At 61.0% G+C, this 21,729-nt stretch carries 20 protein-coding genes; 16 read left to right on the top strand and 4 right to left on the bottom strand.

What is annotated here, in order from left to right:
• Position 1 precedes the first annotated feature (1 nt).
• Both K3728_08805 and K3728_08800 read right to left on the bottom strand, forming a co-directional pair.
• Positions 2-2,311 (bottom strand): PIG-L family deacetylase, encoded by a 2,310-nt coding sequence (locus K3728_08805; protein UWQ97294.1) that lies wholly within the window; start codon positions 2,309-2,311, stop codon positions 2-4.
• Positions 2,312-2,323: 12 nt separating this feature from the next.
• Complete coding sequence (locus K3728_08800; GenBank protein UWQ97293.1) at positions 2,324-3,427, bottom strand: ROK family transcriptional regulator; 1,104 nt, start codon at positions 3,425-3,427, stop codon at positions 2,324-2,326.
• 185 nt (positions 3,428-3,612) lie between these two features.
• On the opposite strand from K3728_08800, the gene K3728_08795 reads away from it, so the two are divergent.
• The 7 genes from K3728_08795 (at position 3,613) to K3728_08765 (ending at position 11,489) form a co-directional block, all read left to right on the top strand.
• On the top strand, positions 3,613-4,875 hold the full coding sequence (locus K3728_08795; protein ID UWQ97292.1) for an extracellular solute-binding protein: 1,263 nt from the start codon (positions 3,613-3,615) through the stop codon (positions 4,873-4,875).
• 91 nt (positions 4,876-4,966) lie between these two features.
• Positions 4,967-5,917, top strand: a complete 951-nt coding sequence (locus K3728_08790) for a sugar ABC transporter permease (protein ID UWQ97291.1) — start codon at positions 4,967-4,969, stop codon at positions 5,915-5,917.
• A 51-nt stretch (positions 5,918-5,968) separates the two neighbouring features.
• Positions 5,969-6,808 (top strand): carbohydrate ABC transporter permease, encoded by an 840-nt coding sequence (locus tag K3728_08785; protein UWQ97498.1) that lies wholly within the window; start codon positions 5,969-5,971, stop codon positions 6,806-6,808.
• Positions 6,805-8,295 (top strand): argininosuccinate lyase, encoded by a 1,491-nt coding sequence (argH, locus tag K3728_08780; protein ID UWQ97290.1) that lies wholly within the window; start codon positions 6,805-6,807, stop codon positions 8,293-8,295. Before K3728_08785 ends, argH begins: the two co-directional genes overlap by 4 nt.
• Positions 8,292-9,353: a sn-glycerol-3-phosphate ABC transporter ATP-binding protein UgpC gene (gene ugpC / locus K3728_08775; GenBank protein ID UWQ97289.1), complete on the top strand. Its 1,062-nt coding sequence runs from the start codon at positions 8,292-8,294 to the stop codon at positions 9,351-9,353. The genes argH and ugpC overlap by 4 nt, the downstream gene beginning before the upstream one ends.
• Before the next feature lie 165 nt (positions 9,354-9,518).
• Positions 9,519-10,460 (top strand): flavin reductase, encoded by a 942-nt coding sequence (locus K3728_08770; GenBank protein UWQ97288.1) that lies wholly within the window; start codon positions 9,519-9,521, stop codon positions 10,458-10,460.
• A 114-nt stretch (positions 10,461-10,574) separates the two neighbouring features.
• A complete protein-coding gene (locus K3728_08765) occupies positions 10,575-11,489 on the top strand; it encodes a LysR family transcriptional regulator (GenBank protein UWQ97287.1) in 915 nt (304 codons plus the stop codon).
• Between the two features lie 63 nt (positions 11,490-11,552).
• Here the strand turns inward: K3728_08765 and K3728_08760 are convergent, their stop codons facing one another.
• The gene (locus K3728_08760) at positions 11,553-12,572 is read right to left on the bottom strand and encodes a Gfo/Idh/MocA family oxidoreductase (GenBank protein UWQ97286.1); all 1,020 of its coding nucleotides are present in this window, start codon (positions 12,570-12,572) and stop codon (positions 11,553-11,555) included.
• Between the two features lie 381 nt (positions 12,573-12,953).
• Between K3728_08760 and K3728_08755 the strand changes: the two genes are divergently transcribed.
• From K3728_08755 to K3728_08725, 7 genes are all read left to right on the top strand, one after another.
• Positions 12,954-13,424, top strand: coding sequence for an OsmC family protein (locus K3728_08755; protein ID UWQ97285.1), 471 nt, complete (start codon positions 12,954-12,956; stop codon positions 13,422-13,424).
• Between the two features lie 70 nt (positions 13,425-13,494).
• Entirely contained in the window at positions 13,495-14,388 is an 894-nt protein-coding gene (locus K3728_08750) for an AEC family transporter (protein UWQ97284.1), read from the top strand.
• Positions 14,389-14,404: 16 nt separating this feature from the next.
• Entirely contained in the window at positions 14,405-15,415 is a 1,011-nt protein-coding gene (locus tag K3728_08745; protein UWQ97283.1) for a TRAP transporter substrate-binding protein, read from the top strand.
• 31 nt (positions 15,416-15,446) lie between these two features.
• Complete coding sequence (locus tag K3728_08740) at positions 15,447-15,965, top strand: tripartite tricarboxylate transporter TctB family protein (protein ID UWQ97282.1); 519 nt, start codon at positions 15,447-15,449, stop codon at positions 15,963-15,965.
• Between the two features lie 32 nt (positions 15,966-15,997).
• Positions 15,998-17,503 (top strand): tripartite tricarboxylate transporter permease, encoded by a 1,506-nt coding sequence (locus K3728_08735; GenBank protein ID UWQ97281.1) that lies wholly within the window; start codon positions 15,998-16,000, stop codon positions 17,501-17,503.
• Positions 17,504-17,561: 58 nt separating this feature from the next.
• Complete coding sequence (locus K3728_08730) at positions 17,562-18,521, top strand: tripartite tricarboxylate transporter substrate binding protein (protein UWQ97280.1); 960 nt, start codon at positions 17,562-17,564, stop codon at positions 18,519-18,521.
• A gap of 86 nt (positions 18,522-18,607) precedes the next feature.
• Positions 18,608-19,357, top strand: a complete 750-nt coding sequence (locus tag K3728_08725; protein UWQ97279.1) for a hypothetical protein — start codon at positions 18,608-18,610, stop codon at positions 19,355-19,357.
• A gap of 16 nt (positions 19,358-19,373) precedes the next feature.
• Here K3728_08725 and K3728_08720 read toward each other — a convergent pair whose 3' ends face one another.
• Positions 19,374-20,420: an Ldh family oxidoreductase gene (locus tag K3728_08720; GenBank protein UWQ97278.1), complete on the bottom strand. Its 1,047-nt coding sequence runs from the start codon at positions 20,418-20,420 to the stop codon at positions 19,374-19,376.
• 31 nt (positions 20,421-20,451) lie between these two features.
• On the opposite strand from K3728_08720, the gene K3728_08715 reads away from it, so the two are divergent.
• Together K3728_08715 and K3728_08710 are read left to right on the top strand one after the other, a co-directional pair.
• Positions 20,452-20,868 carry a cupin domain-containing protein gene (locus K3728_08715; protein UWQ97277.1) on the top strand — a complete coding sequence of 139 codons (417 nt, stop codon included), beginning with the start codon at positions 20,452-20,454 and terminating at the stop codon, positions 20,866-20,868.
• Positions 20,869-21,012: 144 nt separating this feature from the next.
• On the top strand, positions 21,013-21,699 hold the full coding sequence (locus tag K3728_08710; GenBank protein UWQ97276.1) for an FCD domain-containing protein: 687 nt from the start codon (positions 21,013-21,015) through the stop codon (positions 21,697-21,699).
• The last annotated feature ends 30 nt before the right edge of the window (positions 21,700-21,729 follow it).

Raw genomic sequence — 21,729 nt, 5'->3', positions numbered from 1 at the left:
CCTAGGACGTGCCGCGCAGGTCAAGGATATTGGCCATCAAGCGGTACGCGCCCGGCACCAGATGCTCTAACTGGTGGTGCAGGTTAAGGGCCACATGGGCATGACACCCCCGCCCGATCTGCCCTACCAGCAGGCCGCCATCCAGCGGCTGCTCCTCAGGGTCCGCCATGCGTAACAGCGGCGTGTAGCTGTCGGACCAGGATTTCGCGAAATAGAGCCCGCGTTCCTTCTTCCAGCCTGCCCAATCATCGGGGCCGATCGGATTGGGGCCCGTGAAGACGGGGTGATCGGGGTGCAGCACCGTGACCGCCGCTGCCGCATCGGTGATGCGCCACCGCAGGGACGGCTGCCCAATTTCAATCGGAGCGGGCGGCGTGTTGGCAGGGTCCCAATTGTCCCAAGGCCGGTGATAGAGCGTGACCAACGTACCGCCGGCATCACGCACCCAAGCGTTCAGACGCGCCACAACCGGGGCCAGCGCCGGGCGGAAGCGATAGGCGAACACGCCCACCAGAACGGTGTCAAAGCCCTCAAAGGGGTCTGTCCGCGCCAGATCGGCGTCAGACAGATCGGTGATATCGACGCCAATGGCCCGCAACGCTTCCGCGATACGGTCATTACCCGCTCCGATATAGGCAATGCGCCCCCTTGGTAGCGCGATCTCGGCCAGCCGAAGGGTCAAGACAGCCGGGCTATGACTGACCACAGAGGCGATGTGTTCGTGGTCGAGCACCCGCACCGAATGGGCCGGTGCGCCGTTAATCATCACCGGCAACTCATGCAGGCCCGATGCGGCGTTGTCGGGCACTGTGATGCTCACCCCATCGGTGTCCCAGACCTGCTGAAAGCCATCAGGCAAATCGAAGGCTCCTTCAGGCCCATCGACGAAAAGCTGCACCGTTCGGCCCGGTTGCGAAAGGTTCACAAAGGCACGGGTGCGCGACAGGCTGGCCAGCGGATCAGGCAACACGAGGATCGGTTGTTCCAGCGCGACCCGCCTCGGAATCTCAACGCCCAGAACATGAGCCGACACCTGCAACGCGGGGGCGCGTGGCGATAGCGGATCATAGGTATCGGGGTAAGGATCACTTGAGGCGGCGTCGGCCTTCACATGTACCCCACCGGGCGTCTCGCTCATCCCTTCGGGAAGCAAAAGCGCGGTTTCAACAGCCTCGGCACGGCCCTTGGCAACCTCGGTCACGATCGCCACATCGCTGCCCGGCGCGACGGCTGACTGCGCAGGGATTGCACGCACGCTGACGCCCGCCACAAGCTGCACCAGCCGCCCAAGTTGTTTGCGCTTGCGCGTGACGCGGTGGCGATGCACTTCGGCAACCTCGGCAGCGGTCAGCATGGCGTAAGCTTCGGCCCCCAAACGCGCCATGGCGGCGAAATCAGGGAAGGCCGCAAGCGTCGCATCAATCCGTTCCTGCGCCGCGCTCAACCCGATATCTGCCAGCGTCTGCGGCAGGTTATCCGTCACCGCGCCAGCATCATCGCCGACTGAGCTGTAGGCCAAATGCAGGGGCCAGTCGCGTTCTTGTCCGGCGGCAATCCAACGGCCCATGCCTTGGGTGCGGTGGAACTGGCGCGACCATTGGCCGATCCGCTCATAGCTCATGCCCAAGACAGGATCACTGCCCTTCGCCGCGACCGTCAACGTGGCAGGCGGAGGCGGCACCTCGTCGTCATAGGCCCCGCCCGCGCCGGACCAAGCCGGAAGATAGAGCTTGGAGACCTGCCACACCGGCAAATCGCAAGGAAACGCCGGATCAGCGGCTAGCGCGATCACCGCGTGGGCGGCCTCGGTCATGGCGCGGTGGTGCCCGTGTTGGCCGGGAATATCCAGAAAGGTGGGGCACAAGATATCGGGGCGCTCCGTCCGCACAATCTCTACAAAACGGGTCATGAGCCTTTCGCGACCCCAAATGCCCATGGTTTCTGTGCCGGACTTCGAGAACCGAAAATCGGTGATCGTGTCGTCGGGCGTCTGCCCATGCCAATACATGACCATGTCCAGCACATCGCAGGCCCGCTCCATCTCGGCCGTACGCAACGCGCCGAGGTCCGGCCCCGCCTCGGTGCCGATGTCGTTCTGCCCGCCTTCGCCACGGGTTGAGCAGGCATAGGATAGGTTAACCCCGTCACGCAGCCACAACGCCGCCAACATGGCGCTGGTCTCATCATCGGGATGGGCGCCCGTGTTCATGAACCCCACGACAGAACGCAGCCCCGCCATCGCCTGCCAAACGCGGGCAATAAGGGGGGCGCTGGCCTCGGCCAGAATGCGGGATTGCGTGGTGTTGGGCATGGGAAGAAGGTCCTATTGGGCGTCCACAAGACGCGGGGAAAGAGCAGAATTCACAACCAAAGCCGCCGCCCCAAGGGTCGCGGCCATCCGCCCCGCCTGCCCCGCCACAAGGCGCGGTCCTGCACGGTCGGCACGGTTTGAGACGGATAGATCCGGCAGCACCACACGCGCCACCAGCTCCTCCAGCAGTGCGGCGGGCAAGGCGCCGGTAATCACGATCGTTTCAGGGTCCAGCATGTTTTCCAGCAAATGCACCGCTTGACCCAAACCCGCCACGGCGGTGTCTAACCAAGCCTCCAACGCCTTGGGACGGCGTTCGAATTGCGCTGCCAGATCATCAACGGTGGTGGCGCGAATACCATCGCTCGCCAAGGCCCGCACAAGGGAAACGCGGCTGACGAGCGCTTCCAGCGGAAAGCGGCCTCCGTCGGAAAAAACCGGAATGTGGCCAATCTCTCCGGCGTTGCCGAAGGTGCCTTCATAGACCTTGCCGCCATCCACAATCCCAAGGCCAAGGCCGGTCCCAAAGTAGAGACAAGCGAATGTGTTGAACCCTTGCGCTGCGCCTAAAATACGCTCGGCCATCGCCGCGGCATTAGCGTCGTTTTCCAGCTTGATCGCCACCCCAAGGGCATCGGCCAGCACCGGGCCTGCCGCGATCTCTCCCCAGCCGGGCAATTGGGTGGCGCGGTCTGACAGGCCGGTTTGTCCCACCGGACCGGGCATCACAACGCCCGCGCCAATCACCGTCTTGTGGTCCACTCCGGCCGCTTCCCCCAATGACGGCAGGCCGGCGATTACGGGCAGCACATCTTCGGGCCGTGCCGATGGCAACGCGATGCGTTCCTTGTGCAAAACCGGCCCGCCCAGATCGATCCATGCGGCCAAGACGGCGTCGGGGCGAATCTCTACCCCCAGGGCCGTGTGGGCCCCGCAACGGATCGCATAGGTGACCGCAGGAAGGCCGCGTTGCCCCGCGCGTTTGCCGGTTTCCGCGACCCAGCCTTCGTCGAGCAAATCGGCAATGATATTGCTTACAGCCTGAATGCTTAACCCCGACGCACGGGCAATTTCTGCCCGCCCTGCCTCACCTTCGCGGTGCAAATGGCCAAGCACGAGCCCGCGATTGTAGGTCCTGCTGCGTTCGGCATTAGAGCCGGGAGGTGAAAGACGGGAAGCCATGAGAATCGAATAACTCAACTCACTTGATAACTCAACGCCCCTGCGCTAGCGTTCCCTCAAGGGCACCGTCCGCAGATGTCGGGCCTCTGACCAGACCAGCCACTCAGGGAGAGTTTCCAATGCTTCGCAAAACCCGGAACACGCTTGCCGTTCTTGCCACCTCCGCCGCCGCATTGACGGCCGCAGGGGCCGCATCGGCACAAGAACAAGTCACCATCGAATACTGGCAGTATTTCTTTGAAGCCCGCGTCACTGCGATGGATCAACTGATCGAGAACTTTGAAGCGGCGAACCCCAACATTAACGTCGAGATGACCCATTTCCCCTATGCCGATTACCGCACGCGCACCGCCGTAGCGGTGCCATCGGGCGAAGGCCCTGACGTGGTGCAGCTCTTCTACGGCTGGCTCAACGACTATATTGATGCGGGCCTGATCCAACCGCTTCCCACCGATACATTCTCGCCCGAAACGATCGAGGCCGAGTTCTTCCCCATGGTCCAAGCGATGGAGCGTGACGGTCAATATTTCGCCCTGCCCACCGCCGTACGCTCGCTGGCGTTGTTCTATAACGAACGCCTTCTGGAAGCCGCCGGTGTCGAAGTCCCCACCACGCTGGAAGAACTCGTCGCTGCCGCTGCTGCCACCACCGAGCGCGATGGCGCAGGCAACATCACACAGGTGGGTTTCACCTCCGGCATGACCGCCCAGGACCACCATTGGTTCCGCGAGGTTCTGATCCGCCAAATGGGCGGTGAACCCTACACCGACGGCTACCGCAACGTGAACTACGACACTGAGGCCGGGCGCGCCGCGCTTGATTTCTACCTTGGGCTGGAGGAGCAGGGCGTCACCCAGTCGGGCTTCATGGACGAGCCTCAGGCCGCCTTCCGCTCGGGCCGCGCGGCGTTCCACATCGACGGGTCTTTCCGCATCGGTGCGCTGGAAGGCGAACGCGGTCTTCGGTGGGGTGTGACAGAGCTGCCCGCCAATGAAGAAGGTGTTCGGTCGAACTATTCTTCCTATTGGGTGAACGCGATCACCTCTTCGGCGGAAGGTCCGGAATACGACGCCTCTGTGTTGTTCATGGAATACATCACGTCGCCCGAAGCGATGGAGATCTGGCTGGAAACGGTTGGCGAATTGCCTGCCCGCTCGGCCGTGGGCATGACCGAAGAAAACGCCAATGATCCGGTGTTTGGTCCCTTCATCCGCGGTTTGGAATACGCCCATACCACGATTTTCGCCGACGAATCCGCACAGCGCCAAGTGCTCGTGGACATGGTCGAGCGGGTGCAGCTGCAAGACATGGACCCCGGCGAAAGCCTGACCATTGCCGCAGAGGCCGAACAAGCGATCCTGGATGACTTCCACGGAGAGTAATCCGCCCAATTAACCATTGCACCGGGCGCGCCTTTCGCCCGGTGCCACGCACGACCCTCTCCTTCAAAACTCTTCTTCCCGAGGCCCCTATATGGCGCGAAATCCGTCCTCCGACGCCCCAAACAGCGCGACTGCCACCGCGGCCCCTGCGCCAGCATTTAGCGGGCTGACCATTACCCAAAAACGCACGATCTGGGCGTGGGGGTTTCTGGCGATCCCGGTCCTTTTCTACGTGGTGATACGCTTCTACCCGACGGCCAACGCGATGGTCTTGTCGTTTCAGGAATGGAACCTTCTGGGCGAGCGTACGTGGGCAGGGCTAGATAACTACCAGGTGCTGTTTAGCGACCCGGTGTTTTGGCAGGTCTTCCGCAACACCTTTATGTATCTGCTATTGGGCACGCCTATCAGCCTCGTGCTGGCCTTTATCGTGGCCTATCATCTGGACCAGGTGCGTTTCATGCACGGCACCATTAGGGCGCTGTATTTTGTGCCTTTCATGACCTCGGCCGTGGCCATGGCTTGGGTCTGGCGCTGGTTCTACCAAGACGTGCCTATCGGGCTGTTCAACAACGCTTTGGCGACCGTCGGCATCCCGCAGATCGACTTCCTGGACAGCACCACGAACGCCCTGCCCTCGATCCTTGCGCCTGCTATCTGGGCTGGACTTGGGTTTCAGATCATCATCTTCATGGCCGGCCTTCGCGCCATTCCGCGATCTTTCTACGAAGCGGCCAAGATCGACGGTGTCTCTACCTGGACCGTGCTTTGGGAAATTACCCTGCCGCTGCTGCGCCCCACGATTGTGTTTGTGGTGGTCCTGTCTTCCATCGGTTTCCTGCGCATCTTCGATCATGTGTTCAACATGACCACGCAAAACCCCGGCGGGCCGCTGAACGCCACCAAGCCGCTGGTGTTGATGATCTATCAAACCGCCTTTGACAGCTTCGACATGGGCTATGCGGCGGCACAAACCGTTGTCCTCTTCGTGATCTTGCTGGTGGTCAGCCTGATCCAACTGCGCCTTCTGAAAGATCGTTAATCCATGACTACCACCACCGACGACCTGACAATCCGCGCCTCCTCCGAGGCTCTGCTGAAGGCGCCCACGCCGCCCAAACGGCGCAACACAGCGCAATTCATCCGTTGGATTCTGCTATTTGGTGGCGGCATCCTGATGGTGATGCCCTTGGCATACATGATCTCGACCTCGATGAAATGGCCGTGGGAGGTCTATGAGATCGGCCTGATCCCCGAGGAACCTACGCTCGAGAACTACACCTACGTGCTAGAAGACGGTCGCTTTTTCGGGTGGTTCATCAACTCCACCATCATCGCGGCAATCACCACGATCTCGGCGCTCTTTTTCGATAGCCTTGTGGGCTACACCCTATGCAAATTCAAATTCCGGGGCCGCTATATTGTGTTCATCGCGATCCTTTCGACCCTGATGATCCCGACCGAAATGCTGGTGATCCCCTGGTACATGATGAGCCAATCCCTGGGCTGGCTGGATACCTACTGGGGCATCATGTTCCCCGGCCTGATGACGGCCTTCGGTGTATTCTTGATGAAGCAGTTCTTTGAAACCGTCCCCGATGACTTCCTGGAGGCCGCTCGCATCGACGGGCTGAACGAGTTCCAGATCTGGTGGCAGGTCGCCATGCCCATGGTACGCCCGGCATTGGCGGCACTGGCGATCTTCATCTTCCTTGGCAATTGGACCGCCTTCCTTTGGCCCCTGATCGTCACCACCTCGCCCGACCTCTATACGCTCCCCGTGGGCCTGTCGTCCTTCGGGGATGAGGCCGACGTGGCGTGGGAGTTAATCATGACCGGTGCCGCAATCTCGACCCTGCCCACGCTGGTCTTCTTCCTGATCTTCCAACGCTTCATCATTCGCGGCGTCGTCATGGCGGGGTTGAAAGGATGACCGACACCACAACTTTCCCCGATCCCACCTATCGCGACACCGTCCTTGCGCCGCTGTTTGAAGGGGTGAAAACCCACTTCGACTCCTCCATGGATGCGATCAACCAAGCGCATTTGGTGATGCTGGTGGAGACGGGGATTTTGCTGCGAGAAGATGGCGAAGCCATCGCCGAGGCGCTGGCCGATATTGAGATGAACGTAGACCGGCAAGCCGTTGAATACACCGGAGAACATGAGGATTGGTTCTTCCTCGTGGAATCGGAACTGCGCGCACGCCTTGGCGATTTGGGCGGCGCATTGCACACGGCGCGGTCACGCAACGACATGGATCACACCATGTTCAAAATGGTCCTGCGAGACCGCGCGGAAGATGCCCTTTCGCGCATGAACACCCTCGCACAAGCCCTTCTGGACAAAGCAAAATCCGAGCGTGACACGCTGATTGTAGCCTATACCCATGGCCAACCGGCACAACCTTCCACCTTTGGCCATTACCTTTCAGCCGTGATCGAGGTTCTTCTGGCCGACGCAAAACGGTTAGAGGCCGCAATTCTCCATGTCGACCACAGCCCCATGGGGGCCGCCGCAATCACCACATCCGGCTTCCCGATTCACCGAGAGCGCATGGCGGAATTGCTTGGGTTTCAGTCGGTTAGAGTGAACTCTTACGGTTGCATCGCGGGGGTGGATTACGTCACCGGGCTCTACTCTGCGTTGAAGTTGCCGATGATCCATCTGGGCCGTGTGGTGCAGGATATGGCGTTCTGGACGGCGTTTGAGGTCGGGCAATTGCACGTGCCGCGTAGCCTTGTGCAGATCAGCTCGATCATGCCGCAAAAACGCAATCCCGTGCCGATTGAACATATGCGCCACCTTGCCTCCGTCGCCGCAGGCCGGTGCGACACCATCGTAAATACGATGCACAACACCCCGTTCACCGACATGAATGATAGCGAAGGTGAGGTGCAGCAAGCTGGATACAGCGCCTTCGATCACGCGGGCCGCGTGTTGGACCTGTTGACGGCATTCCTGCCTGCCTGCTCGATCAATGCCGACCGCGTGGCCCGCACCACCGATGCGGCCTGTATCACCATCACCGAACTGGCCGATACCTTGGTGCGCGAGGAAGGACTGACCTTCCGCCAGGCCCATGACATCGCCGCAAAAACGGCTAAGGCGGTCATCGCTGCAGACCAGCCCCTCGGCGGCGGTTACACCGCCTTCTCGCAGGCTTACGAGAACGCCATCGGCTCTGCCACGACCTTGGACGAGGCCGCGTTCCGCGCCGCCGTGGACGCCCGGAGCTTTGTCGCGCGACGCGATAGAACTGGCGGGCCCGCGCCCGCCGCCCTGGACGCAGCCTTCGCGATCTACCGAAACAATATCAATGAGATAAAAAGCGACCTTCACGCACGGCTTGAACGTCGCGCCGCCGCTTCCGCCTCCCTTTCCACCGCCTTCAACGCCCTTCTGAAAGACCCGCAATGACTGAACTGATCCTTACCGACCTTGTTAAAAAATACGGCGACACCGAGGTCCTTCATGCGATCAATCTGACCGTTGAACCCGGTGAGTTTCTGGTCCTTGTCGGGCCATCGGGCTGTGGTAAATCCACGACCCTACGGATGATCGCGGGGCTGGAAGAAGTCTCCTCCGGGACCATCGAAATTGCCGGGCGCGTAGTGAACAATCTTGAACCCAAAGAGCGTAACATCGCCATGGTGTTCCAAAACTACGCGATCTATCCGCATATGTCCGTGCGCCGGAACATTGGCTTTGGCCTGAAAACCTCCAAACTGTCCAAGTCCGAGAAAGCCAAGCGTATTGAAGAGGTTGCCGACATTTTGGGCATGACAGATCTGCTGGAGCGCAAGCCCGCGCAGCTTTCGGGGGGGCAGCGCCAGCGTGTGGCGATTGGGCGGGCCATGGTGCGCGACCCCGCGGTCTTCCTTTTCGACGAGCCTTTGTCCAACCTCGATGCGCAGTTGCGTACCCAAATGCGGTTGGAGATCAAAAAGCTCCACGCTCAGATGGGGCGGATGATGGTGTTCGTGACCCACGACCAAGTGGAAGCCATGACCATGGCCGACCGGATCGTGATCATGAAGGATGGCCATATCCAACAAATCGGTACCCCAGCCGAAGTCTATCACGCGCCCGCCAACACCTTTGTCGCGCAGTTCATCGGTGCCCCCGCAATGAACCTGTTAACCGTGACCAGCACGGGCGATGGCGTGACCCTGAGCAACGGCCACACAATCCCCATGCCCGGCCTGTCGGTGCCCGCGGGCGAAACCCTGAAACTCGGCGTCCGGCCCGAGGATTTGACCGCCGAGGGAGAGACATTCCTGTCCGGCACCGTCACCGTGGCCGAGCCGTTGGGCTCGGAAACGCTGGTATATGTGAACGTGGACGGGGTTGAATTGACCGCCACGGCATCGGGCCGCAATCCGCCCCGACCCGGCGATGCGATCCAACTGGGGTTCAGCGCGGACACCGCGCATCCCTTTGACGCAAACACCGGGACGCGCCTTTCGCTCAGCTAGGGCCCATCTTCCATCTGGAAATCCGATGTCTCGCATCAGAAATCTTCGGTTTTCCTGATGCCCCTTTGTGATCCACCCTTGTGGCGACACGAGAAGGCCGAGGGGGGCCGCCGCGCATACCAGCCGCGCGCGCTCCTCCCATCGCCAAACAAGGGAAGACACATCATGGACACCGCGCAGGACGAGACGCAGATCAACCCAAAGGCCTTCCGCCGCGCTCTGGGCAACTTTGCCACTGGGGTCACAATCATCACCGCACGCGGGCCCGATGGCACGATCGTGGGGGCCACGGCGAGCAGCTTTAACTCACTGTCCATGGACCCGCCGCTGATCTTGTGGAGCAGCATCAAAGGGACCCCAAGCTGCGCGATTTTCGAGCAGGCCGAGCATTTCGCCGTGAACATCCTGGCCTCGGACCAGATGGACATGTCAAACCACTTTGCCCGCCAGCAAGAGGACAAGTTTGCCGGGGTGGAGTGGGAGCCGGGCCTTGGCGGCGCCCCGATCTTTCCCAATTGCGCAGGACGCTTCCAGTGCGAAACCTATGCCAAGCTGGATGGCGGAGATCACTGGATTTTCGTGGGCCGTGTCCGTGCGTTTGACGACTTTGGCCGCCCGCCCCTGTGCTTCCACCGCGGCTCTTACGCGATGGTATTTGACCACCCGTCCGCCTTCCCGCAGATGGACGCAGCGCCACTGCCCGAGGACAACGACGGGCGCATGGGCAACCACACGTTCTTCATGATGATGCGCGCGAGCCGCGCCTATCAGGACCGCTATCAACCGAAATTGGAGACCCTTGGCCTTAGCCTGATCGAGTCGCGCAGCATTCTGGCCCTGAACGATATGCCGGGGCTGACGCCGGAAGACATTGTCCCTCATGTTCACGCGCCGATTAACGAAACCAGAGCCGCACTGGTGAACCTTACAGATCGCGCCTTGGTGACCACGCAGGATGGCGGCTACGTCCTGACGCCCGAGGGGCACGCGAAAGCCGACGCCTGTTGGGACATCGTCAAAGCCCACGAGAAAGAGTCTTTCGAAGGCGTCAGCGATGCGGAATTAGAGACCTTTAACAAGGTGCTACGGCAGTTGATCGCGCCTTAGGCGACCAAAAAAGGAGGGGAGGCAGCGGTTTTGCCTTCCCTCAAATAGTTAAAATGCGGCCTTCACTTCTGCGGATATTAACCCCTATTCTGCATCAGAAAAACGGATAGGGCGATGAAGCTTCAACAACTAAAATACTTTGCCGCCGTGTATGAAAACGGCTCTTTTTCTGCTGCGGCGGAAAAGGTAAATGCGACCCAATCGGGGCTGTCGATGCATGTCAGCCAGATTGAAAAGCGCTACGATATCAATCTGTTCACCCGGACATCCTCAGGGGTGACACCGACGGAGGCGGGCCGCGCCTTCTATGAGGACGCGGTGAAGGTTCTGGCCGCCGCGCGCCGCGCCGAAGACCGCCTGTTGACCTTGTCAAAGACCGTTGTGGGCCACGTTCACGTGGGTCTGATGCCAACCTTCACCCGCGCCGTATTAACCGCCGTGGTGCTGAGGTTTGCGCAAGAATACCCCAATGTGCGCGTGTCGGTGTCCGAGGCCTATTCCAACGCCCTTAGCAAAGAGGTGGCCGAGGGGCGTTTGGACTTTGCCGTTGTGCCGACCTCCTTTGAACTGAGCGATGTGCTCCGCACCCAACTGATGGGGCAGGATCGGGAATGTCTGGTTTGTCGCGCTGATCGGAAGCTGCCGATGAAAAACGGCGAGGTGCAGCTTCGCGAGATGGCACCGCTCAAACTGGTTCTGCCGGGGCGCAGCAACGCCCGCCGCCAGAACATTGAGCACTACATGAAGGTTAATGAGATCGAGGTAGCCGAGATTCTGGAGCTCGACACCATGCACGGCACCCTTGGAATTGTCGCCCATTCAGAATGGGTTACGATCTTGCCCGGCATTATGTGTCTGCCCGATCTCGACGGCGATCGCCGCCAGGTCACGCCACTGGCTGACCCGCCGCTGACGGTGGACTATGCCCGGATTGAGCCGGTCAAAAACCCGCTCAGCACGGCTGCGCAGGCCTTCGCGGACATCTTGCAGGAAGAACTGAATTCCGCCCTAGAGATCGACCTGACCTAAGCCGCGATCATCGGGCAGTAGCGGAACCCGCGCGTAGGGTTCCGCCACGCGCGGGCTCTGGGCTTAGACGTCGGAGAGATCAACCGCCTTGCCCGTCTCGGATGACCGCGCGATGGCTTCGAGAACCTGAATATTATGGATCATTTCTTGCGGCGTGAACGGATACTCGGCCCGGCCCAAAGCGGCGTTTGCAAAGGCCTCCAGGTTGGTGGTCACGGCGTCCGCCCAATCGTAGTTCTGTTGTGTCACCGGCTGCCCCGATGTGCCGGTCAGCACGCGCACGATCCCGTCGGGCGTATCGGGGTGGCTGTCGTTCAGGACTTCGACCCATTTTTGCGTGCCAAACACATGCATCCGAATGAAATGCGGCGTGTGAAGGACGGCGCTGAACGTGGCGGTCATGCCCGCTTCAAACTTCATCTGCACCGTCACCACGTCCCCGGTTTCCCACCCAAGGGACCGATCGGCGGTAAAGGCGTGCAATGTTTGAACCGGCCCGAAGAACGAGATCATCAGATCGCTCAGGTGGATACCCATCGCCGTCATCCCCGCCGCTGGTGAAACCTCTTTCCTTGTGCGCCAATCATCCGCTTTCACTCCGATCAGCTTATCGTGGCTAAAGGCCGCTTCGGCGTGCATGATCGTGCCTAGATCCTTCGCATTCAGGGCATCACGCAGGGCCAGCATCGCAGGCTCAAACCGGCGCTCATGGCCGATGCCCAATTGCACGCCCGCATCCAGACAGGCCTGAACAGAGCGCCGCGCGCTATCGGCAGTCAGGCCAAGGGGCTTTTCGCAGAATACATGTTTTCCCGCTGCCGCCACCTGGCACACCTGCGCTTCATGCAGAGGGTTGGGCGTCGTCAGGATCACCGCGTCGATGTCATCAAGGGCCAAAGGGGTTTCGAAATCCTCCCACACGCGAAGGCCCATTTCGGTGATGGCGCTATGGTTCTGCGCCGCAGGCTCGATCACGCCCGCGACCCGTAGCCAAGGGTGGTCGTGCAGTCGGGTGGCGATATGTTTGCCCCACCAGCCGAATCCAGCAATGGCGACGGTGAAGGTCTGCGGCGCGTCGGTCATATAATCCTCCCGTGGATGATGCGTCTTGCGGGCGGGTAGGTTTCACGAATGCGAACCGCCCCAGCCTGCGCGCGTGTCCGAGATTAGCGACATGAAAATAGCCACGCCAAATCATGTAATCTGATGCCGGCCCACACGTTCTCTGATGCCCTGAGACGCCAACAAAACAAGGCCAAACAGGGTATCAACTTTCCTGAAGTCAGATAGGCAGAAACACAATTTCCTTTGCTGCGACAGGTTGTGCAAGATTTTTTGGACAACGTGCCAAGCTTTGGGAGGAGCGGTGCATGATTGGGAGGAAACAGGGCCGTAAACGCGGCCCCCATCCCGACATTACCCCCCCTCTCCGATCCTTGCCGATATCCATTGAGGGAGAACCAGATGTCGACTGTCAAAGAGAAACCTATCTGGAAGTTCACAGTTAACGGACGCCAAAACACCAACACACAATCGGTGGCCGAGGCCCGTGGCAAAAGCGTCGTAATCGACGAGCCCGTGCTGCGCGGCGGCACCGATGAAGGCCCGATGCCCGTCGAATACGTCTTCATGGGTCTGGTGGGATGTACCCACGTGATCGCCAACAAACTGGCCGCCGCCAACGGCATCACCTTCACCTCGATGGATATCAAGATCGACGTGACGATGGACAGCCACGGCACCCGCTTGATCCACCCCATTGATGTGCCATTCCCGTCCTGCATTCTACACATCACCGCCGAATTTGACGGCCCGCGCGAAGGCGCGATCAAGGTGACCGAGATGCTGCGCGACCATTGCGCCGTGTCCAAGATGCTTCAGGAATCGGGCACCATCGTGACCGAGAACTGGATGCTCAACGGGATCGCGATCTGAGCCGTGCCCGTGTCGCTGCGCCCCCCATGCCTCCAATGGCTCAATCCCTCTCTGATCGGAGCGCGACGCCATGCTAAGCCAGATGACCGAGGTTTTGGCCCCGATCTGCATCATCGTGCTGATTGGGTTTGCAATGGGCCGCTCCAAGGCGGGGCTGGAGACGCGGGCGCTCAGCTCTCTCATCATTCTGGTGGCGACGCCTGCGTTGATCTTTCACACGCTGGCTTCGCTTCAGGTGCCCACCGACACGATCCAAGTGATGTCAGTGGCCGCCCTTCTGTGCCTTGTGGTGGCAGGCGGTATGGGCTTGGCGCTGCTGCTTCTGTTCAAGGGCGCCGTGCGCAGTTACCTGCCGCCCCTGATGTTGCCGAACTCGGGCAACCTCGGCTTGCCGCTGGTGTTTCTGGCCTTCGGGCAAGAGGGGCTGGAACTGGGCATCGCCTACTTCTTCGTGGTCGCCTTGGTGCAGCATTCCTTCGGGATGTCGATCTATGCCGGGTCGCTGAAACTGGGCGTGTTGATGCGCCAGCCGCTGTTCTACGCGGTGGCGGCCGTTTTGGTGGTGACCTGGACGGGCATCGAGGTGCCGACAATCATTCTGACCACGACCGAGATGTTGGGCGGCATGATGATCCCCGCCATGCTGGTCCTTCTGGGCGCGTCGCTATCGCGTCTGCAAATCACCGATCTGCGCCCTGCCCTCGCAATCGCTTTCGGGCGGCTCGCCATCGGGATAGCCTCGGCCGCCTTAGTGATCTGGCTACTGGATTTCAGCGGCGCCATGGCGGGAACGGTGTTCCTTCTCGCCTCCATGCCCACGGCGATCGTGAACTACATCTACGCCGAGCGCTATCAACACAATCCGCGTCAGGTGGCGGGATCTATCGTGGTCTCTACGGTGCTAACCTTTCTGTGCTTGCCGGCCATCGTTTGGGCGGCGCTGGCGATCGCGGGGCCACAATGACGGAGGGCCGGTCCCAATGACGGCGCCGTGGCGCATAACGCTTGCGGGCTACCAAGGCCCCGGCTCGGTCCATACCCGGGGGCTAGAGGTGTTTCGCGATGCGATGACACGTCAGTTGGGCGACCGTGTAGAAGTTGTGTTGCGCACCAATGTCGGCCCTGAAGGGATCAAGACCGAGGATCTTCCCGGCTTGGTCGAGGCGGGCGATTTTGACGGCTGCTACATCGCCTCCAGCTATCTTGCGGGCCGCGTGCCCGCGTTGTCCCTGTTTGACATGCCGTTTAGCGCCCCGGATCGGGCGCAGGGATTGGCACTGGTGGACGGCCCCCTAGGCGCAAGGTTCGCCCAAGACATCGGCGCGGCCACGGAATTGGCGCTGCTTGGGGTCTGGGACAATGGGTTGCGCCACATGGCAACGGCGCAAACGCCCCTACGTGCGCCCGATGACTGCAAGGGTCTGGTGCTGCGCACCCTGCCCAACGATGACCACCAGCGCGTGTTCCGCGCCCTAGGTTTCAACCCACAGGTGATCGACGCCAAAGACCTGACCGAGGCCGTGACCAGCGGCCAAGTTGACGCTCAGGAAAACCCGCTGACCAATACCTATAACTTCAACCTTCACGGGCCTTTGCCGATCATCACGCTCACGGCGCACCTGATGGGCATCGCTTTGTTGGTGTTCAACAAGGCCCGTCTCGCCGCCCTACCCGGCGACATCCGCACCGCAATCACCCTTGCCGCGTCCGAGGCCACCGCTTCCCAACGCGCCCTTGCCCAAAGCGATGACGCTGAGTGTGCAAAGGCGCTGGCTGCATCCGGTGCCACGCTTATTGAATTGACCGCGGCAGAGCAGGCCGCCTGGCAAGCTGCCGCCGCCCCCCACACCGCGCGCGCCCGCGCCCAACACGACGCCGCGCTCCTGGCGCTCTGGGATGACGCGGCGCCGGCATCGCAAATGGCCGATACTGCGCCTTCGGCGCAAGGGTCCAATTCTGCGCCTTCGGCGCAAGGCGGAGAAGCCGTTTGACCCATCCAATCCCCACAACAAGAGGTGCGACGTGACCTTCAAATCCCTCCTCCGAACACCCGAGACGCAAGTGACGCTCGCCCTACTGGTGGCCTCTGTCCTGTCGCTTGTGTTCATGGGTTCCCTCATCGCGGCACCTCGGGCGCTTTTTGGACGGTCGCTTTCCGCGATCCCGCCAAGCATGTTCCCCGCCATCACGATCACCCTTCTGGCGGTGCTTTGCGTGATCGCCCTGGTGCTGATCGCACGCGGCCAAGGGGCAATGCAGGACACGCCGATGAAACGCGCCGAATGGGTCCGATCCTTCATCCTGTTCGGCATCCTTACCCTATACGCGCTGACCATGGCCCCCTTTGGCTTCCTAATCTCTTCCGCCGTGACCATCGCATTGCTGTCGCTGGTGATGGAGGCGCGCAACCCGATCCAGATCGTGCTGGTCAGCCTGATCGGCCCCATCGCCCTATACCTTGCCGCCACGCGCCTTCTGGCCGTGTCGCTTCCCGAACTGATCGCGATCGAGCTCTTTTACGCCCGCGTTCTGCCGTTTTGACCCATCCCGTGACCCTGACTGTAGAGGCTTAAATGATAGACCAATTTATCGAAGGGTTTGGCATGGCCATGCGACTGGACACAGTCACCATGGTTGCCATTGGCCTGTTTGCCGGGATGCTTGTCGGCTCTTTGCCCGGATTCACTACCCTGATGGCAATGGCGATCCTGTTGCCGATTTCTTTCTTCATGGACCCTCTCGTGGGCATCCCCTTCCTGCTTGGCATCTATAAGGGAGGCATCTTCGGCGGCAGCGTTCCGGCGATCTTGCTGTCGATGCCCGGTACAGGCGCGGCGGTGGCAACGTCGAGGGATGGCTACAAGCTGACCCAACAGGGCAAATCGCGCAAAGCCCTTGATATGGCGCTGTTTGCCTCGGCCTCGGGCGATACGTTCTCCGACATCTTCACCATCATGATGATCTTCCCCATCGCCTTTTTGGTCATGCAATTTGGCCCGCCCGAGCTGTTTGCCGTGCTGCTGATGAGCCTTGTGATTATCGCCGCCACCTCTGCTGCGAACCCGGTCAAGGGCTTGGTGATGATGATGCTTGGTCTTTGGCTGTCGTTCATCGGCACGGACCCTTTGGGCGGCGTGGAGCGCTTTACCTTCGGGCTGTTTGACCTGCGTTCGGGCATTCCGCTTCTGCCCATGCTGATCGGCGTCTTCGCAATTCCTGAGGTCGCCTCCATTGTGATCCGCAACGAGAAGGGCCGCAAACTTGCCGCCCTGATGGGAGAGCGCCTGAAACTGCACGAGTTCCGCCGTTGTGCCCGTACCATTGGCCGCTCTACCCTGATCGGGACGGGCATCGGGATCATCCCCGGTCTGGGCCAAATCGTGGCCGCGATGATGGGTTATTCGGCGGCCAAGAATGCTTCCGACCACCCAGAGACCTTTGGCGAGGGCGAGCTTGAAGGCGTCGCCGCCGCAGAGGCCGCCAACAACGCCGTGAACGGCCCGACGCTGGTGCCTTTGCTGACCCTCGGCATCCCCGGCGACAACGTCACGGCCATTCTGCTGGGTGCCTTCGTGGCTCAGGGCCTGCGCCCGGGACCAGAGTTGTTTGAACAACAAGGTGCCACGGTTTTCGCGATCCTTGTCGCAATGGTGATGGCGAACATCTTGTTCGTGGTGATTGGCTACCTCGCCATTCCGTTTTTCTCGCGGCTGGTGACGATCAAGACCTCGATCCTGATCCCGGTCGTTATCATGTTCGCTTTCGCGGGCACCTATGTGTTCCGCTCCGACTCCACCGACCTGTTGATCCTCGTGGCCTTTGGCGCCTTCGGGATCATCGCCAAGGCCGCGAAGTTCGACGTGATGCCGATGGTGATGGGCTTCATCCTTGGACCCTCGATGGAATACGCCTTTGGCCAGACCGTCGCTATGTCCAACGGGGATGCGCTTGGCTTCTTCGTGACCGAACGCATCGGGGCGATGTTGATCCTGCTGGCCACGCCCTTTGCCGGATATCTTTTGTGGAAGCGCCTCTACGGCAAACCCAAAACAAAAACCACAACGACACCAACAACATAAGACGGAAGGCGGCGCAGGAGGGCGCCGCTTTCCACCATTCAATCTAGGGAGAAAAGACATGATGAAGAACTTTGCAGCCGCCTTGGCCGTGACCGGGGCCGCCGTTGCCGCCACTGGCGCGATGGCCCAATCCGAATACCCAGAACGCCCCATCACGATGGTCATCCCATTGGGTGCTGGCGGATCCCATGACTTGAACGCGCGGGTCATCACTTCGATCATTCCGACCTATCTGGAACAGGCCGTGATCGTGCGCCTGACACCCGGCGCGGGCGGTCAGCTTGGCACCCAAGAGGTCGCCAACGCCCCCGCCGATGGCTACACGCTTTTGTTCACGCACAATTATATCGACATGCTGCAACAGCACGTCGAGAACCTGCCCTACAACCCGGCCGAGGATTTCGTGACCGTGGCGCGTGTCAACTACGCCCCCATCGCCGTGGCCGTGAACGCCGACAGCCCTTATGAGACGATGGACGACCTGATCGCCGCTTCCCGCGAAAATCCCGGCGGCATCCAGATGGCCCATTCGGGCAACTGGGGGGCGCTGTTCGTGCCTGCCGCACAGTTCATGCAGTCGCTCGATATGCAGTGGAACCTTGTTCCCTACCAAGGTGGCGGGCCCGCTTTGCAGGCGCTTCTGGCAGGTGACGCCGACGTGACCATGGGCTTCCCCTCGTCCCTCGGCAGCCACCTAGAGGCTGGCACGATCCGCATTCTGGCCACCGCCGGGCCGGAGCGTATCTATGACGACGTGCCGACCTTCGAGGAAGTCGGTGTCGAGGGCGACGTGGGCTTCATGCACCGCGTCGTTCTGGCCCCAGCCGGCACGCCAGAAGATGCCTTGGCAACCTTGCGCGAGGCGTTCGAGGCTCTCGGCGAAGACACCACCTTCACCCGCATGATGGGCCGTCTGGGTGAGAACATCGACATCATCACCGGTGATGAATACGAGGCCATGCGTGCTGATCAAAGCGTCGCGTACGAGGCGCTGGTGAACCAACTGACATCGCAATAATGCGGTGACATCGGGCGGGGGCAGCCATCTGGTTGCCCTCGCCCTTTCTACCCTCCCCCCCAAAAAGCAGACCGGAGATCACACCCATGCCCGATAGATATGGACCCCTTGGCGTTCTGGCACTGATGATCCCGCAGCAGAATTCAAACATGCAGCCCGAGCATGAAATGCTCCGCCCCGACGGGGTCAGCAATCAGACCTATCGGTTTGATATCTCGGTCCAGGATAAGGTGCCCGAGGCGATGGTCTCGATCATGGGACAAGCGCGGGGTAGCTGGCCCGACATGGTTCTTTGCGCCAACTCCGTTGAAATGCGCAACTGGTCCCTTGATCGCCAAATCGCCTACCGCGCCGACCTTGCAGCCGCCCTGCCCGACACCCCCATCGTGACCGCTGGCGATGCCTGTGTCGCCGCGCTGAACACCGTGGGGGCCAAGCGGATTGGCCTGATTTCCCCCATGTCGGAGGAATATTCTGAAAGCGCGCGCGGCTTTTACCGCGCCCATGGGTTCGCAGTGCCCGAGACCGCTTGGCTCCACGTCAAAACCTCGGACCGGATCATCGACGTGCCGATGGACGCAATCCATGCCGCCTTTGACAAGGTGAACACGGACCAGGTTGATACCATCCTTCATGTGGGCGGTGCCCTTGGGATCGCCGACATCGTCGATGATCTAGAGGACCGCTTGGGCAAACCTGTGATCTCGTCCACCTCGGTCGGCTATTGGTACGCTTTGCGAATGATGGGCCTCGATATGCCGTTGAACTTTGGCGGGCAGATCACGCGGCAGCCCCTGCCCGCCCAATTCCGTGACCCGACGCGCCTTGTCTCTTAGGTGCGGGCGCTGCGCATCAAAGCGCCGCCACCCCCAATTCCCCGGCCAGCGCCGCCAGCTGCGCGCGCAAGGCGTCAGAGAGCGGAATGCCCTTGGTGGATCGTTCCAACCGCACCCGGTCCATCCGCTCCCCGGGCAGGCGGATCTCATCGACGCCGGGCATCTTGGCCGAGGATTTCATCTGCCGCCACACGTCATCTATTTCGGCTCGGAAGGCATCGGGGTCGGCAAAGGCCGCGATATCAAGGGCAAGGATCATTTGCCCGGTGTTCGTGACGCTAGTGGCGTCAGCGTTGAAATCCACCACATCACGGCCAAAAGCGGCCCCGTTCAAAACGCCCGCAAGGATGCCGAACACCAGCGACAGCCCGTAGCCCTTGGGCCCGCCGATGGGCAACAAGAACCCTTCGCTCGCGCGGGTGGGGTCGGTCAGCGGATCGCCGTTGCGATCCACCATCCAGCCTTCGGGCATCTGCTCGCCCCGTTGCGCGGCGGTCTTGACCTTGCCGTATGCTGCAACCGTCGTGGCCATATCCAGCACGATCGGCGGGTGATCCTTGGAGGGCAGCGCCACGGCAATCGGATTGGTGGACAGCAACATATCCGTCCCACCCCAAGGCGGCATATGATTGGCCGAACCCACCGCCAGATAGAGGCCGATCATGTTCTCTTTCGCGGGCATCATCGCATAGAGCGAGGCCGGACCCGCGTGGTTGGACATCCGCGCGCCTACCCAGGCCACGCCGGTAGTGCGCGCTTTCTCCATCGCCAATTCAGTAGCGTGGTGCATCACCAGATGCCCCATGGCGTTATCACCATCAATCAACGCTGTGGCGGGCCGATCCGACAGGCGCTTAAACGCGGGCGTCATGTTCATCCCCCCCGCCCGAATGCGCTTGATATACATCGGCAGACGGAACACGCCGTGACCTTCCTGGCCATTCACATCGGCCTGCGCCATCAGCGCGCCCACCTTGTCGGCATCGGCGGCAGGCATCCCGCAAGACACCAGACACCGGGCGATGAAGGCCACAAGATCGCTTTGGGAAACAAGATCAGACATTGAAAACCTCTTTAAAGGAAAGGAACGGGATATGGGACATTCTCAGGAAACCGGCACGATCATCAGCTACGCGGACATCACGCCGTTCGCCCGAGGTGACGGGGTACAAACGCGCTTGATGGTGGGTAAATCCGTGGCCGACGCCGCCCCTTTCACCACCGGCACGACCGTGTTTCCGGCGGGCGCCGCCGCGCCGCTGCATACGCACAACTGTGCCGAGCAGGTAACAATCTTGGCGGGCCAAGCCGAGGCGATGGTCGGCGGCGCCGTAACCGAACTGGGGCCGATGGACACCAGCTTTGTGCCCGCAGACGTGCCCCATTACTTTCGCAACATCGGCGACGGCCCCCTGACAATCCTGTGGATCTATGCCGCCCGCGACGTCACCCGGACCTTCGTTGAGACCGGGGAAACCGTCGCCCACATGTCGCCCCGCGATCAGGTCTAGAGAAGCGCGGGGCTTCGGTAGATTTGGTTGACCAATTAACGTCATTTGTGACACCCTCCCCGATAGGTAATGACTATAAACATTAATGTTGCGACCGGAAGCCTGATGATGGCAATGAGTCCGGGAAACTAAATTGGACAACCAATGCAAGACAGAAACCTGACACGCTTGCGACGCTGGATCGCAACTACGGAAATGGCGCGGGGCGCGCGCCTGCCGCCGGAAAGGAGCCTGTCGGAAACCTTGGGCCTAAGCCGGGCCGAACTGCGCAACGCCCTGCTGGTTCTGGAATCCGAAGGGATGCTGGAGCGCCACGTCGGGCGCGGCACGTTCCTTGCCAGAACCCCGCCACCGCCGCGCAGCGCCATGGGAATTGACGCCACCATCGGGGCACTGTCGGAAACGACGGGCCCCGTAGATGCGATGGACGCCCGCCTTGTGCTAGAACCCGCCCTCGCCCGCTTGGCCGCCCTTCACGCGACACCTAAGCAACTGCGTTCCTTGCAGGAAATGTCCGATGCCATGCGGAATGCCCCCACTTGGGCCGCCTATGAAACGCTTGACCACGACTTTCACAGCCTGATTGCCGCCGCCTCGGGCAACACGATGCTGCTGGCGCTGTTCGATATCCTCAATGGGGTGCGCCAAGTGGTGGTTTGGCGCAGGCTCGCCCCTGCCGACCAGCAGCCCGAGCGGGATTACCATTCGTTTGACGAACACGATGCCATCGTCGCCGCGTTAACCACGCGCGACGGGGCCGCCGCCGCGAAGGCCATGGCCGCCCACCTGAATGCAACACGCGCGGCCCTGACCCAAAGCTACGATGACTAGCTGCGGGATCAGAACTTCACATACCCCCTA

Source organism: Rhodobacteraceae bacterium M385 (genome assembly GCA_025141835.1).
In the GTDB taxonomy this organism is placed as follows: Bacteria; Pseudomonadota; Alphaproteobacteria; order Rhodobacterales; family Rhodobacteraceae; genus Gymnodinialimonas.
Note: the sequence above shows the minus strand (reverse complement) of the source record. Positions and strands in the feature narration are given on the sequence as shown.

What these genes read in the sequence shown, in the direction of transcription:
- K3728_08745 (UWQ97283.1), top strand. Translation starts at nt 14,405, where the DNA reads ATGACGGCGCCGTGGCGCATAACGCTTGCGGGCTACCAAGGCCCCGGC.
- K3728_08715 (UWQ97277.1), top strand. Translation starts at nt 20,452, where the DNA reads ATGGGACATTCTCAGGAAACCGGCACGATCATCAGCTACGCGGACATC.
- K3728_08725 (UWQ97279.1), top strand. Translation starts at nt 18,608, where the DNA reads ATGCCCGATAGATATGGACCCCTTGGCGTTCTGGCACTGATGATCCCG.
- K3728_08720 (UWQ97278.1), bottom strand. Translation starts at nt 20,420, where the DNA reads ATGTCTGATCTTGTTTCCCAAAGCGATCTTGTGGCCTTCATCGCCCGG.
- K3728_08770 (UWQ97288.1), top strand. Translation starts at nt 9,519, where the DNA reads ATGGACACCGCGCAGGACGAGACGCAGATCAACCCAAAGGCCTTCCGC.
- K3728_08735 (UWQ97281.1), top strand. Translation starts at nt 15,998, where the DNA reads ATGATAGACCAATTTATCGAAGGGTTTGGCATGGCCATGCGACTGGAC.
- K3728_08795 (UWQ97292.1), top strand. Translation starts at nt 3,613, where the DNA reads ATGCTTCGCAAAACCCGGAACACGCTTGCCGTTCTTGCCACCTCCGCC.
- K3728_08760 (UWQ97286.1), bottom strand. Translation starts at nt 12,572, where the DNA reads ATGACCGACGCGCCGCAGACCTTCACCGTCGCCATTGCTGGATTCGGC.
- K3728_08750 (UWQ97284.1), top strand. Translation starts at nt 13,495, where the DNA reads ATGCTAAGCCAGATGACCGAGGTTTTGGCCCCGATCTGCATCATCGTG.
- K3728_08755 (UWQ97285.1), top strand. Translation starts at nt 12,954, where the DNA reads ATGTCGACTGTCAAAGAGAAACCTATCTGGAAGTTCACAGTTAACGGA.
- K3728_08730 (UWQ97280.1), top strand. Translation starts at nt 17,562, where the DNA reads ATGATGAAGAACTTTGCAGCCGCCTTGGCCGTGACCGGGGCCGCCGTT.
- K3728_08790 (UWQ97291.1), top strand. Translation starts at nt 4,967, where the DNA reads ATGGCGCGAAATCCGTCCTCCGACGCCCCAAACAGCGCGACTGCCACC.
- K3728_08805 (UWQ97294.1), bottom strand. Translation starts at nt 2,311, where the DNA reads ATGCCCAACACCACGCAATCCCGCATTCTGGCCGAGGCCAGCGCCCCC.
- argH (UWQ97290.1), top strand. Translation starts at nt 6,805, where the DNA reads ATGACCGACACCACAACTTTCCCCGATCCCACCTATCGCGACACCGTC.
- ugpC (UWQ97289.1), top strand. Translation starts at nt 8,292, where the DNA reads ATGACTGAACTGATCCTTACCGACCTTGTTAAAAAATACGGCGACACC.
- K3728_08765 (UWQ97287.1), top strand. Translation starts at nt 10,575, where the DNA reads ATGAAGCTTCAACAACTAAAATACTTTGCCGCCGTGTATGAAAACGGC.
- K3728_08710 (UWQ97276.1), top strand. Translation starts at nt 21,013, where the DNA reads ATGCAAGACAGAAACCTGACACGCTTGCGACGCTGGATCGCAACTACG.